This window comes from Flavobacterium kingsejongi, from assembly GCF_003076475.1.
In the GTDB taxonomy this organism is placed as follows: domain Bacteria; phylum Bacteroidota; class Bacteroidia; order Flavobacteriales; family Flavobacteriaceae; genus Flavobacterium; species Flavobacterium kingsejongi.
In genome coordinates this window covers 2,409,607-2,423,984 of the sequence record NZ_CP020919.1, presented here as the reverse complement: position 1 = coordinate 2,423,984, position 14,378 = coordinate 2,409,607, and the positions used below count along the sequence as shown (strand labels likewise).

The following is a 14,378-nucleotide window of genomic DNA, read 5'->3' as shown; positions in this document are numbered from 1 at the left end:
TACTAATATTTGGGGTTAATGAATTAATAGTCTGCCGAAGTTACTTATTTTAAGAACATCACATACATTTTTAGCAAAATATTTATCAATAACATGAAGTGACCAAAATAAAATTACAAATAACTTCTTCCGTTACAACGCATAAAAAAGCCCTTGCTGTAGCAACAACAAGGGCTTATTTACAAAGAAATTGTAATCCGGGAGTACAATTCTTTAAAGTACTATTTATACATATTGCGTATCATCATCTCCGTCAGAAGGATATTTCAACGTGTGTTGCAGATCCCTAACTGGCATAGTTACCGGTTTAACTGGCGAAATTGGTGTGTCATTGTCATCTAATTTTGATGTAACATCACCACCATTTACTTTTTTTCTCTCCTCTTCAGAAAGTTGGTTTTCCAGGAAATTAGCAAAAAAAGGCTTTTTTAATTCTTTCTTGTCATTGTTCATGATCTTAAAATTTGGAGTTAATATTGATTAATAGTTCCCCGAAGTTAGCATAATTTTCAATAAAACAAAGTTTAAAAAATAAAAAAACACAATGATTACCAGTACTATACAAAATAAAATTGCCGTTTTCCCTATTATTTTCAATAGTTCACAGCCCTTTCGAAGGATTAAAAAATTAATTGAAAAAAATATTTAAAAATGGATTATGTATGGGATAACATCGGAAAAATAAGTTGGTTTTTTTCAAACAATTCCTTTTGATTGCCCATCACAAACAACGTAAGATCTTCTTCTTTATGAGGTTCAATAGTATAACCATTGGTAACGTGAGGCATCACCTGTAGTACTACTTTTGTTGTTTCTGGAGTTGTTAAAGCTGCGATTACAGCATCTATAACAACTACTTCCGGAGCCAGGATATCATAAATTACCAAAGTATCCTCCTGATATTCCGCCACCACTATTGCATTCAGGTCAGTAGCGTAATAGAGGTTATCCCTAAAACTAAATACCTCAAAAAACCGGCAATAAAACATAATCAGTCCCAGGTTTTGTGTTGCGGAAATGGCAAACTGGGCAACTGCACTCTGCCCTAAAACTTCCAGTAGCTCCTGATCTGCAATAGTCGCAAGGTCCATTTTCCGTATGGAATAAGGGTTTTCAACACTGCTTATTGCCTTCATTGCTTTGTATTCCGGTACTGGTGCAAAACCAAATTTAGGATAGAAGTCCAAAACAGTGTCATTGGCATACAGGTACAGCATATCACAATTGCCTTTCCATTCCGCTAAAACAATATCCATAAGGATTTTATTCAGCCCTTGTTTCCGATAAGCAACAGCGGTCATTACGGTACCCAATTGTACATATTTTTTCTTTTCCCCCAGTACCGTAAAATGAATCACATTTACAGTAATATGCGAAACCATTTGAGTGCCGTCAATCAGGGAATACAAAATACAATTGTCATCCCAAAAGCCACTTTCATACCAGGATTCAAAATCAAATCCCCAGGTTTCCCGCGTTAGTTCATTAAAAACCTTTCGTAGGGAGGTATCGTTTTTGTAATTTTTTATATAGGTATATTCTTTACCGTTTACTATCATTTTTGTCATTTTTATTGTTTTTAAGTGGGCTGGATGACATCCCCAAAAAGTGTACAGCCTTATGCTTTCGTTTGCACTGGGTACAAACAAACAATGTAGAAAAAAGAAACCAGCTTTACAGCGGATTTCCTTTTTCTACATTGCCATGCGTTTTATAAAACGGTTTGTTCTTTATGAAAGCGGTATTATTTTACCTTCATCAGTTCTACATCGAAAATCAGTGTAGCATCCGGAGGAATAACACCACCTGCGCCTCTTGATCCATATCCTAAATGAGAAGGAATTACAAAACGTGCTTTATCACCTTCCTGAAGCAAAGCGATACCTTCGTCCCATCCTGCAATAACATTTCCTTTTCCTAATGGGAATTCGATTGGTTCTTTTCTTTTATAAGAAGAATCAAATACTTGTCCGTTTTCCAGTGATCCGGAATAGTGTACAGCAACCGTTTTACCGTTTTCTGCAGGTTTTCCGTTTCCTTTCTGGATAATTTTATAACGCAGGCCACTTTCGGTTTTTTCAAAACCAGCCGCTAATTTTTCCATTTTTTCTTCAGCCTGTCTTTTGGCATCCTCAATTCTTTTTTCACGGGATCCTTCAAAAGTACGGAAAGCCTCAACAGCATTCCATTTTTGAGCTTCGTCGCCTACTCTCAGGATTTCCAGGCTTTCAATAAGATCGCCCTGAGCAACAGCATCTACAACATCCTGTCCTTCTATTACATGTCCGAAAACAGTATGCTTGTTATCCAGCCATTCTGTTGGGATATGGGTAATAAAAAACTGAGAACCGTTAGAGCCTGGCCCTGAATTGGCCATCGACAATACTCCCGGACGGTCGTGTTTCAGTTCCGGATGAAATTCATCATCAAACTGGTAGCCAGGACCACCTGAACCTGTTCCCTGTGGATCACCACCCTGAATCATAAATTCCGGAATTACACGGTGAAATTTCAATCCGTCATAATATGGTTTTCCTTGTGGTATTGCTTTGTTTTCCAGGTTACCTTCAGCCAATGCTACAAAGTTCCCTACCGTTCCAGGTGTTTTATCGTGTGTAAGCTTTACTAAAATAGCTCCTTTTGGAGTATTAAATTTTGCGTATATTCCGTTTTCCATTATGATTATTTTTTATTTATGGGCAAATTTACAAATTAATTCGGAAAAGACCCGATGCTTGAATCGATTGTTTCTGCATTGACCGCAGTCCGATTTAGGCTTTTCTTTACCGTATTACTCCACAACAGCAACTTTCTTTTTATAAGTCATGGCATAGACTACCAATGACAATAGCGAAAGTACTGCGCAACCAGCGGTTACTGCCTCCCATCTTCCTATATTCCACAACCATAGCCCGAAAGCCGATCCGGCTGCAGTTCCTAAAAAGCTAAAGGACATATAAACTGTATTCATCCTGTTCCGGGCTTCGGGCAGAATCGAATATACCCGCGTCTGGTTGGAAATATGAACGACCTGCAAACCAATATCAATACATACAATCCCGACAATCATCCCAATGATGCTGGATCCTGAAAAATAAAATACAACAAAACTGAGCAACATCATCAGGCAGCCGTACCCTACAGCTATCCTGGAATTTCCTTTATCTCCCATCTTTCCTACTAACGGTGCTGCAAGTGCCCCCGAAGCTCCTACAATCCCAAACATCCCAATGGTGGCACTGTTAAAATGAAACGGCGCTCCCGAAAGCAGCAATACCATAGTGGTCCAAAAGGCGCCAAATTGTGCAAAACACAACGCATTAATCATTGTGGCTTCCCGCAATAAAGGCTGTTCTTTAATAAGGGAAAAAAGGGACTTTATCAAACTGCCGTAACTGCCGTGAAAAACCGGTTTATTGTATGGGAATTGTTTTTGAATAATAAAAAATATCAGGAGGCAAATCCCGGCAGCGATCCAGAACATGCTCCTCCAGCCCCATAACTGTCCGATAAATCCACTAAGCGTACGTGACAGCAGGATACCAACCAACAATCCACTCATAATAGTCCCTACTACTTTGCCTCTTTGCTCAGGCGCACTAAGCGACGCTGCCAAGGGAAGGATTAACTGTGGAACTATAGAAGTAATACCTATTAATAAGCTGGCGATTTGAAGGATCAGGAAACTTTTAGCTGTAGCCGCAATAGCCAAACCAATAACCGAGGCAAACGTAGTGACCATAATTTGTTTTTTACGTTCCAGCTTATCACCCAGTGGCACCATAAAAAACAGCCCTATCGCATAGCCTGCCTGGGTGAGATAGGTAATCCTTCCGGCATCACCTTCTGGAATATTAAATTCATTTGCAATTAAAATAATAAGGGGTTGGCAGTAGTATAAATTAGCTACTATAAGACCGGTACAGGCTGCCATAAACAAGACACTTGATTTTGGTAAATTCATGCGGCAAAAATAAAAACTATAGTTGGCTATACCTCTAAATTTATCCTAAAAATACCGCTATTTTTCTCCTGTAAAAAAAGAAACGCACTCTCAAAAAATAAATATGTGATCCGCCCGGATTTTTGTAAATTCGCTTTTTATAAAATCAAATCATGAAAAGCATTTTTAATGCCGAAGGCAATCAGGCAATTATCAACAGGATTGAACAACTTTCCCCAATCACACTTAACGAATGGGGCACCATGAATGTTGGCCAGATGCTGGTGCACTGCCAGCTCCTAATTAAGGTAGCTTTTGGTGAATTGGTCATCAAACGTGGGCTTATGGGATTCCTGTTCGGAAAAATGATCAAAAAGAGTATCATGAGCGATACGCCTTTCAAAAACAACCTGCCTACCGCTAAAGAATTTGAAGTAAAAGGCATGCATGATTTCCATGCTTCCAAAAAAGACCTTATTGCTATGATCAAGCGTTTTTCAGAGGAAGGCCATAGCGTAATACGCAATCCGAAACATCCGATATTCGGTACCCTGACTCCGGAAGAATGGGATTACATGCAATGGAAACACCTGGATCACCATTTGAAACAATTTGGCGTTTAACCACTTCTTTTTACTTTACAAACTATAATTATCGTTCCCCTTGGGTACGAAAACACACCATCCGAATTAAGGTTTTCTATTTTTAAACAGATAGACTACCTTTGCGGTCAAATTTTTATGTTATGCGGATTGATATCATTACTGTTTTACCGGAATTGCTCCGAAGCCCTTTTGAAGCTTCCATTATGAAAAGAGCTATAGACAAAGGACTTGTGGAAGTTCATTTTCACAACTTACGGGACTATACCACAAACCGGCAAAAAAGCGTGGATGATTATCAATTTGGTGGTGGTGCCGGTATGGTGATGATGATACAACCGATAGACGATTGTATTGCGAAACTAAAAAGTGAGCGTACCTACGACGAGATCATCTATATGAGTCCTGATGGGGAAACCCTGAACCAGGGCATGGCCAATAAAATGTCAATGCTGAAAAACATCATTATCCTCTGCGGACATTATAAAGGAGTAGACCAACGTGTACGGGACCAGTTTATTACAAAAGAAATTTCGATTGGCGATTACGTTTTATCGGGTGGCGAACTTGGAGCACTGGTATTGTCTGATGCCCTGATCCGCCTGATTCCCGGAGTACTCAGTGACGAAACTTCTGCCCTGACCGACAGTTTCCAGGATAATTTACTATCCGGACCTATTTATACACGCCCGGCAGAATACAAAGGATGGAAGGTTCCGGATGTTTTACTCAGCGGACATTTTGCAAAAATCGATAAGTGGCGTGAAGACATGGCATACGAACATACCAAAAACAGGCGCCCGGATTTACTGGAAGATTAATTTCAGTACATCAAACAGCCTAATGATAAACACATTAGCCTACTGATACATTTTTACTATAATTGTATCTTTTAAAATATAAAATTCAAAATATTTTTTTTACATTTGCAGCCAAATTTAGATCAACCTCTGGCGAGAACCGTGAATGTTGTTCTGATCAACCAATTTAAATTAAGTCAAAATGGCAGATTTATTGAAATTCGTTCAAGACGAGTTCGTTGCAAGAAAAGATTTCCCTGTGTTCGGAGCTGGTGATACTATCACGGTTTACTACGAAATTAAAGAGGGTGAAAAAACAAGAACTCAGTTCTTCAAAGGAGTTGTACTTCAAAGAAGAGGTTCTGGAAACACTGAAACTTTTACAATCCGTAAAATGTCAGGTGCTATCGGTGTTGAGCGTATCTTCCCAGTTAACCTTCCTGCTTTACAAAAAGTTGAAGTTAACAAAAGAGGTAAAGTACGTAGAGCTCGTATTTTCTACTTTAGAGAACTTACTGGTAAAAAAGCAAAAATTAAAGACAGAAGAAGATAATCTATTGTCTTTCGACTATAAAAATCCCGGCATTGCCGGGATTTTTTTTTGCCTTATCCCCTTACCATGAAGTCCCTTTAATCGATTCATTTCTTAAAAAAACGATGTCTTCCCGGCTATTGTGAAATATCCATTAATCCGGTGATTGCAAACTAATTAAGGAAGCCTTAAATATTTTACTATTCGATTTAAAATGAGGAATGATACGTATTGATTTCTCATTAATTAAAACTAAAATTATGATATTCATAATTCAATCGTTTTCGAGTCCCTACTATTCGTAAAATATTGCCGATTTCCTTATCTTTGCTCTCCTTAGAATTCATATAATAGAAACAAATTTTTCTACAATGTCAAATAAAGCAAAGATTTTTTATACAATTACGGACGAAGCGCCGATGCTTGCCACCCATTCCTTTTTACCAATTGTCAAATCTTTTACTGCTCCAGCCGGTATCACTGTTGAAACCAGGGATATTTCACTGGCAGGAAGAATTATTGCCAATTTCCCGGAATACCTCAATGACAGTCAAAAAATCAATGACGATTTATTGGAATTAGGAACATTAGCCACTACACCAGAGGCAAACATTATCAAATTACCTAATATTTCTGCTTCTGTACCACAGTTGAAAGAAGTAATCAAGGAATTACAAAAATTAGGCTACAAACTGCCGGAATATCCGCAGGATGCCAAAACAGATGAAGAGAAAAACATCAAAGCAAAATATGCAAAAGTATTAGGCTCTGCTGTTAATCCGGTTTTACGTGAAGGAAATTCTGACCGTAGAGCGCCAAAAGCCGTAAAGAACTATGCACGCAAACACCCACACAGTATGGGAGCCTGGAGTGCTGATTCCAAAACACACGTAGCCCACATGAGCGAAGGTGATTTTTACGGCAGTGAAAAATCACTTACTATCAAAGATGCGGATTCATTCAAAATTGAATTTGTAGCTACCGATGGTACGACTAAACTATTGAAAGATACTTCTCCTCTATTGGCAGGAGAAATTATTGACAGTGCTGTATTAAGCATCAATGCCCTGAAAAAATTTGCTGCAAAAGAAATTGAAGATGCGAAAGCTAAAGGTGTATTATTTTCGGTACACTTAAAAGCCACCATGATGAAGGTTTCTGACCCAATCATTTTTGGCGCTATTGTAGATGTATTTTATGCTGCAGTTTTTGAAAAATACGCCACATTATTTACTGAATTAGGAGTAGATACCCGTAATGGACTTGGCGATGTCTATGCTAAAATAGCAGGGCACCCGCAACAAGCGGAAGTAGAAGCTGCTATTGAAGCAGTATATCAAAATGGGCCTGCACTGGCTATGGTAAATTCTGATAAAGGCATTACCAACCTGCATGTCCCATCTGATGTTATCGTTGATGCTTCTATGCCAGCCATGATCCGTACTTCCGGACAAATGTGGAATGCTGCTGGAAAAGGACAGGACACAAAAGCCCTGATCCCGGACCGTTCGTATGCAGGCGTATATATTGCTACCATCGATTTTTGTAAAAAAAATGGTGCTTTCGACCCTAAAACAATGGGAAGTGTGCCTAACGTAGGCCTAATGGCTCAAAAAGCGGAAGAATACGGATCTCATGACAAAACATTCCAAATGGAAGCTAATGGTACCGTAAAAGTACTGGATTCCAAAGGAGCCGTTTTAATGGAGCAAAAAGTAGAAAAAGGGGATATCTTCAGAATGTGTCAGGTGAAAGACCTGCCGATCCAGGACTGGGTAAAACTGGCTGTAAACAGAGCAAGGCTTTCCGATACTCCAGCTGTATTCTGGCTGGATGATCAAAGAGCACATGACCGCCAACTGATTGAAAAAGTAAACCTCTACCTGAAAGATCACGATACCAACGGACTGGACATTAGAATCCTGGATCCTGTAGCTGCAACCAACTTCTCATTAGAGCGTATTAAAGATGGTAAAGACACCATCTCTGTAACCGGAAACGTATTACGGGATTACCTGACTGATTTATTCCCAATCCTGGAACTGGGAACTTCTGCAAAAATGCTTTCTATCGTTCCATTAATGAATGGTGGTGGATTGTTTGAAACCGGAGCTGGTGGTTCTGCCCCAAAACACGTAGAGCAATTCCTGGAAGAAGGCTACCTTCGCTGGGATTCTTTAGGAGAGTTTTTAGCTTTAGGTGTTTCTTTGGAACACTTAGGCCAGACACTTAATAATTCTAAAGCTTTAGTGCTTTCTGAAACACTGGATACTGCAACAGAAAAATTCCTGGAAAACGATAAATCTCCTGCACGAAAAGTAGGCCAGATTGACAACCGTGGATCCCATTTCTACCTGGCGCAATACTGGGCTCAGGCGTTGGCAGCACAGAATAAAGATGCTGAATTGAAAGCTACTTTTACAGAAATTGCAAAAGACCTGACGGATAACGAAGCTACAATCAATGCTGAATTAATTGGAGCTCAAGGCAAAAAACAAGAAATCGGTGGGTATTACAAACCGGATTTCAAATTGACTGATGATGCTATGCGCCCAAGCGCAACTTTAAATGCTGCATTGGCAAAACTGATCTAATTCACATTTGAATCATATCGTAAAAGACGGCTACTATAGCCGTCTTTTTTTGTTTCTTCATTTCCCACACAGAATGGTTATCTTTGTCCCGAAATTATTCTCATGAAAGCTAAAATTGCAATAGAAAAAAACAATCTACATTCGCGCAATCCCCACCGCCTGCGGTATGATTTTGCGCTTTTGGAAGAGCAGTGCCCCGAAATAAAGCCTTTTGTTTTTATAAATAAATACGACGCAGAAACTATCGATTTTAGCAATCCTGATGCGGTAAAGATGCTCAACAAAGCTTTATTGCAAACGTATTACAACCTGCAGGATTGGGATATTCCTGAAAATTACCTCTGCCCTCCCATCCCGGGAAGAGCCGATTATATCCACTATATTGCTGACCTGCTCGCTTTATCCAACCACAATGCAATCCCGGAAGGCAATGGTGTCGTAGGATTGGATATTGGAACCGGAGCAAATTGCATCTACCCTATAGTAGGCAACACCGCCTATGGATGGAGTTTTGTCGGAAGCGATATTGATCCTGTCGCTATTGAGAACTGCATCAGCATCATCGAAAAAAATCCAAGACTGAATGATGTCATCAGCCTGCAACAACAATTGAACCCGAAATTCATTTTCAGGGAAATCATACAGCCAGAAGATAAATTTGCATTTACAATGTGTAATCCCCCTTTCCATAATTCGGAAGCGGAAGCTACTAAAGGCACACTGCGCAAAATAAGCAACCTGAAAAATGAAAAGGCTACCAAAGCCGTTTTAAATTTTGGAGGACAACATACCGAACTATGGTACGAAGGTGGTGAACTGGCTTTTATCACACAGATGATTTATGAAAGTGCCAAATACCCAATGCAATGCCTATGGTTTACCACACTGGTCTCCAAAAACTCCCATTTACCAAGCCTGTATAAAACACTAAATAAAGTAAATGCCGTAACGATAAAAACAATTCACATGGCGCAGGGCCAGAAAACAAGCCGTTTTATTGCATGGACTTTTTTATCGGAACTACAGCAACAGCAATGGACTTTCTAAATTGGTTCGTCGTTTAGTCCGGCTTCAATTTTCTCTTCGACCAATTGCTTGTCTTCTGCATCGGCTTCAAGTTGGTTTTCTTCATCTTTCGCTGCAATAATGAGGCTTATGCTAATTGGAAAGTGATCGGAATCAATAGTCGGCTCTACCTGCAGATCAGTCAATCGGAAATGGCTGCTGACGAAAAAATGATCCAGTGGCCAGCGTAAAAAAGGATATTTGGCATGAAAAGTACTGTACATTCCCCTGCCCCGTCTCGGATCCAATAAACCACTTATTTTTAAAAATAATTTAGTCGTATAACTCCAGGCGACATCATTAAGATCCCCGATAACAAGACAAGGACCCTCATATTCATGGGCCATTTTTCCAATCATCAGTATTTCCGCATCACGATCTGTACTATGGCTATTTTCCTGCGGCACCGGAGGGGTAGGATGCAGCCCGTAAATACGAACCGCAGTCCCATTAAAGCTCACATCAACTATCACAGAAGGGATTTCGGCATCAATCAGGTAATTGGTTTCGGCATGTAGAAAAGGTAATTTACTATACAACAACATTCCATAAGTATTGTCCAGTGGAATTTCGATACAATACGGGTAATTTTTTTTGATTGATTTTACACCTTCCTGCCATTTCTGATCTGTCTCAACCAAAAATACGATGTCTGCATTTTTACTTTCTACTAACTGTACCAATTTAGCATAACTTGCATTGTACTGGTACACATTAGCCACCAATAAACGTAATGTTTCAGTCCCTGCGTCCACCGCTTTACGGTCAATCATTTTCTTGCCAAAAGGTGTAAAAGGCAGAATCAGGTAACCGAGATAGAAGAAAGAAAAAACAAGTGTAATCCAGATCGCATAATCGATCAGCAGTCGGGTATCCCAAAAAAACATACCCCATAGAAAGGACAATACGCCAATAATTGTAAACTTTTGCAATCTCGGGTAATCAAAAACACGGAAAATCCAAAGGTCTTTTTTTATAAAAGGAAGTAGTACAGAAAGAATAGCTAATCCGCTCAGAATATAGAGCACTGTTTTAAAAATCATACGGTGGTATTAAAAGGCTAAAGATATAGAATTGGGCTGAAACTGTTACATTTTGATTAACAAACCAATCGGAACAATTTGTTTATATTTGTGAAACAAGAAAAAAACTATGAAATTTCAAGTTGTATCCGAATATAAACCCACCGGCGACCAGCCACAAGCAATACAAAAATTAGCCAAAGGCATTACCGATGGTGAGCGTTACCAAACCTTATTAGGCGTTACAGGATCCGGAAAAACCTTTACGATGGCCAATGTCATCCAGGAAGTACAAAAACCGACCCTAATATTGGCCCACAATAAAACTTTGGCAGCGCAATTGTATTCCGAGTTCAAGCAATTTTTCCCCAATAACGCGGTGGAATATTTTGTATCCTACTATGATTATTACCAGCCTGAAGCCTTTATTCCTGTCAGTGGTACATATATTGAGAAAGACCTTTCGATCAATGAAGAGCTGGAAAAAATGCGTCTGAGCACCACATCTTCCCTACTTTCCGGAAGGCGTGACATCATTGTGGTTTCTTCCGTTTCCTGCCTTTACGGTATTGGTAACCCGGTAGAATTCCAAAAAAATGTCATCACCATTCATAAAGACCAGGTCATTTCAAGAACTAAATTATTACACCGTTTAGTACAGAGCCTTTATGCCCGCACCGAAGCTGAGTTTACACCAGGTACTTTCCGCATTAAGGGTGACACCGTAGAAATATTCCCCAGCTATGGAGATGAACCTTTCCGGGTGCATTTCTTTGGCGATGAAATTGAAGAAATTGAAGCTTTTGACGCCAAAACTTCCCAGGTACTGGAAAAATATACAGACCTGAATATATATCCAGCCAATATGTTCGTAACTTCTCCGGAAGTCCTGAATGGTGCGATTTGGCAAATCCAGCAGGATCTCGTGAAACAAGTCGATTATTTTAAAGAAATTGGAAAACACCTGGAAGCCAAACGACTCGAAGAACGTACCAATTTTGACCTCGAAATGATTCGGGAATTAGGCTATTGCTCGGGGATTGAAAATTATTCCCGCTATCTAGATGGACGCCTTGCCGGAACCCGCCCTTTCTGCCTTTTGGATTATTTTCCTAAAGATTACCTGATCGTAGTCGATGAAAGCCACGTGACCATTTCACAGGTGCATGCCATGTATGGTGGTGACCGATCCCGAAAAGAAAACCTCGTAGAATATGGCTTTCGATTGCCGGCCGCCATGGACAACCGCCCACTTAAATTCGAGGAGTTTGAAGGCATGCAAAACCAGGTCGTCTATGTATCTGCCACACCTGCCGATTATGAACTGGAAAAATCAGAAGGTATTTATGTCGAACAGGTTATTCGCCCGACTGGGTTATTGGATCCTATTATCGAAGTACGCCCTAGCCTGAACCAGATCGACGATCTTATTGAGGAGATACAATTGCGTTGCGAAGTCGATGAGCGCGTCCTGGTGACCACACTTACCAAAAGAATGGCGGAAGAGCTTGCTAAATACCTCACCAAAGTATCCATCCGTTGCCGGTATATCCATTCGGATGTAGACACACTGGAACGGGTAGAAATCATGCAGGATTTACGAAAAGGACTTTATGATGTACTGATTGGGGTCAACCTGCTACGGGAAGGACTGGATTTACCCGAAGTATCTCTGGTGGCAATCCTCGATGCCGATAAGGAAGGATTTTTACGCAGCACACGTTCCCTGACCCAAACAGTGGGCCGGGCAGCCAGGAACATCAATGGTAAAGCCATCATGTATGCCGATAAGGTTACTGCCAGTATGCAAAAAACGATTGATGAGACCAATTACCGCCGGGAAAAGCAGATGAATTACAATACCAAACATAACCTGCAACCTATGGCACTGAATAAAAAAATTGATAGTGCACTGGCTAAAAATTCTGTTTCGACACAATATTTTGAAAATCAGGCTTACAAAGCTGCTGAACCGGAAAGTTTATACCTGAGTAAACCTGAAATCGAAAAGAAAATCAGGGAAACCCGCAAGGCCATGGAAAAAGCAGCGAAAGATCTGGATTTCATGCAGGCCGCTAAACTAAGGGATCAAATTAAAACATTACAAGATCAATTGACCTAATAAAAAGGAGGCATACTACCCTGTTGCCTCCTTTTCTATTTTCTAAATCTACCCTACCCCAATGCGATACGCTATATTCTGGCTTTTTTACTTTCTTTTACCAATGGGCTTATCCGCCCAGGAATCTACTGCCTCAAAAAATGTGCATACGTTTACCCTCTATGCCCCGGAATTACAAACTACAAAAACGATCCAACTCTACCTGCCCTCAGGTTACGGAACGTCCAAACAGAAATATCCGGTAATCTACATGCCGGACGGCCAGAATCTATTTGATACGGCAACGGCTTTTTCCCAGGAATGGAAAATTGACGAAACGCTGGACAGCTTAAAAACAAAAGTGATTGTGGTTGGAATTGTAGGCGATAACGACCAAAGATTTTATGATCTCAGTCCGTACCCGAATGTAAAGCATGGTGACGGCAACGGTGACAATTATATCCGCTTTATCACCCAAACCTTAAAACCGTATATTGACACCCATTACACCACAAAAACAAACCCAAGAAATACCCTCATTATCGGCAGTTCCTTAGGCGGATTACTTGCCTATCATGCCGTGTTGCAGTATCCGGATGTATTTGGAAAAGCAGGTGTCTTTTCGCCCTCTTTTTCCTATTCAGAAACGCCATATACTTTAACTGAAAAGGCTAAAGATATCAAGGCGAAGATTTATTTTCTTGCGGGCGATGCAGAAAGCGACACTATGGTGGAAGACATCAAAAAAATGGAGCGGCTACTGGATCGCAGCCGCTGTTATTGCCTTATGCTGACTAAAACCAAAATTGTTAAAAATGGGCAGCACTATGAAAAGTTATGGCGGGAGGGATTTGCAGAAGCCCTACACTGGCTCTTATAAACCTATTTTAGAAATTCACTGAAATAGGAAACCGGCTTCAAGTCAATAAGTGCTTCCCTGTTTTTTTCAAAGAAAGCATAATCCAATTCATCAATATTTGAAAAGCTTTCAAATACCGCTGGAAGTGTGCCTCTTTCTTTCTTATACACAAAACCAAGTCCATGATCCGTATTCAGGACAAAAGCTGTTAGTTCAGGATGGTTTTTACGGATGTATACAATTGTTTTCCATACATCGCCATTCCAGATGTTTTTCCAGTCTTTATGGTTCCCTAATTCTTCACGGGCTTTATCAATATCGACTGCAGGAAAAGCAGCCAATGCATCCAAAGGATTACAGTCATGCAGCACGATAACACCATTAGCATCCAAATATTGTAATGTATTCAACGTATCTTTTAAAGATTGCTCATACGTATGCAAACCATCGATAAAAGCCAAATCCAATGTATTCTTTTGCAACAGTGCTGTTTCTTTTGCGAAGAAAGCATCGCTGGTCACCTCAAAATAATTATTTTTGAGGTTATCCGGATTCAGGACTATAGCCCGAAATCGTTTCCATAAATTAAAATTAAAAAAAGGATCTACGGCAAATCTTCGTTCCGGTCCTTTGATATTGAAAAGGCATTTTCCACGATTTACACCAATTTCAAGGTAGTTTTTTACCTTATTCTTTTTGATAAGCGCATTCAGAACTTCAATACGGGTCATTGTAGCAATTTAATTTAAATTATGATTCAAATATACTGCAAATTGCAACACCTGATTTAAATTTTAGCACTTTAATTGGAAGTGTTTTTCACAGTGTTTTCCAGAAATAGTCCGGAGTAATGCGTTAAA

The 14,378-nt window shown here is 39.9% G+C and carries 13 protein-coding genes; 7 read left to right on the top strand and 6 right to left on the bottom strand.

Annotated features, from left to right (window positions below; translation table 11 throughout):
- Positions 1-225: 225 nt before the first annotated feature.
- The 4 genes from FK004_RS10655 to FK004_RS10640 all read right to left on the bottom strand — a co-directional run bounded on the left by FK004_RS10655 (position 226) and on the right by FK004_RS10640 (position 3,964).
- Positions 226-453, bottom strand: coding sequence for a microviridin/marinostatin family tricyclic proteinase inhibitor (locus FK004_RS10655; protein ID WP_108737241.1), 228 nt, complete (start codon positions 451-453; stop codon positions 226-228).
- Positions 454-656: 203 nt separating this feature from the next.
- On the bottom strand, positions 657-1,568 hold the full coding sequence (locus FK004_RS10650) for a GNAT family N-acetyltransferase (protein WP_108737240.1): 912 nt from the start codon (positions 1,566-1,568) through the stop codon (positions 657-659).
- A gap of 176 nt (positions 1,569-1,744) precedes the next feature.
- A complete protein-coding gene (locus tag FK004_RS10645) occupies positions 1,745-2,677 on the bottom strand; it encodes a peptidylprolyl isomerase (protein ID WP_108737239.1) in 933 nt (310 codons plus the stop codon).
- A gap of 114 nt (positions 2,678-2,791) precedes the next feature.
- Positions 2,792-3,964, bottom strand: coding sequence for an MFS transporter (locus FK004_RS10640; protein WP_108737238.1), 1,173 nt, complete (start codon positions 3,962-3,964; stop codon positions 2,792-2,794).
- Between the two features lie 152 nt (positions 3,965-4,116).
- On the opposite strand from FK004_RS10640, the gene FK004_RS10635 reads away from it, so the two are divergent.
- The 5 genes from FK004_RS10635 (at position 4,117) to rlmF (ending at position 9,518) form a co-directional block, all read left to right on the top strand.
- The gene (locus FK004_RS10635) at positions 4,117-4,566 is read left to right on the top strand and encodes a DUF1569 domain-containing protein (protein ID WP_108737237.1); all 450 of its coding nucleotides are present in this window, start codon (positions 4,117-4,119) and stop codon (positions 4,564-4,566) included.
- 122 nt (positions 4,567-4,688) lie between these two features.
- Positions 4,689-5,366: a tRNA (guanosine(37)-N1)-methyltransferase TrmD gene (gene trmD, locus FK004_RS10630; protein WP_108737236.1), complete on the top strand. Its 678-nt coding sequence runs from the start codon at positions 4,689-4,691 to the stop codon at positions 5,364-5,366.
- 181 nt (positions 5,367-5,547) lie between these two features.
- Positions 5,548-5,898, top strand: coding sequence for a 50S ribosomal protein L19 (gene rplS / locus FK004_RS10625; protein ID WP_108737235.1), 351 nt, complete (start codon positions 5,548-5,550; stop codon positions 5,896-5,898).
- A gap of 350 nt (positions 5,899-6,248) precedes the next feature.
- Positions 6,249-8,471 carry an NADP-dependent isocitrate dehydrogenase gene (locus tag FK004_RS10620; RefSeq protein ID WP_108737234.1) on the top strand — a complete coding sequence of 741 codons (2,223 nt, stop codon included), beginning with the start codon at positions 6,249-6,251 and terminating at the stop codon, positions 8,469-8,471.
- Between the two features lie 102 nt (positions 8,472-8,573).
- A complete protein-coding gene (gene rlmF / locus FK004_RS10615) occupies positions 8,574-9,518 on the top strand; it encodes a 23S rRNA (adenine(1618)-N(6))-methyltransferase RlmF (protein WP_108737233.1) in 945 nt (314 codons plus the stop codon).
- Here the strand turns inward: rlmF and FK004_RS10610 are convergent.
- Entirely contained in the window at positions 9,515-10,579 is a 1,065-nt protein-coding gene (locus FK004_RS10610; protein ID WP_108737232.1) for an endonuclease/exonuclease/phosphatase family protein, read from the bottom strand. The two genes, rlmF and FK004_RS10610, sit on opposite strands and share 4 nt — an antisense overlap.
- A 109-nt stretch (positions 10,580-10,688) precedes the next feature.
- Between FK004_RS10610 and uvrB the strand changes: the two genes are divergently transcribed.
- Both uvrB and FK004_RS10600 read left to right on the top strand, forming a co-directional pair.
- Entirely contained in the window at positions 10,689-12,680 is a 1,992-nt protein-coding gene (gene uvrB / locus FK004_RS10605; RefSeq protein ID WP_108737231.1) for an excinuclease ABC subunit UvrB, read from the top strand.
- 103 nt (positions 12,681-12,783) lie between these two features.
- Positions 12,784-13,539, top strand: coding sequence for an alpha/beta hydrolase (locus tag FK004_RS10600; protein WP_108737230.1), 756 nt, complete (start codon positions 12,784-12,786; stop codon positions 13,537-13,539).
- A gap of 2 nt (positions 13,540-13,541) precedes the next feature.
- Here the strand turns inward: FK004_RS10600 and FK004_RS10595 are convergent, their stop codons facing one another.
- The gene (locus FK004_RS10595) at positions 13,542-14,249 is read right to left on the bottom strand and encodes a class I SAM-dependent methyltransferase (RefSeq protein ID WP_108737229.1); all 708 of its coding nucleotides are present in this window, start codon (positions 14,247-14,249) and stop codon (positions 13,542-13,544) included.
- Between the last annotated feature and the right edge of the window lie 129 nt (positions 14,250-14,378).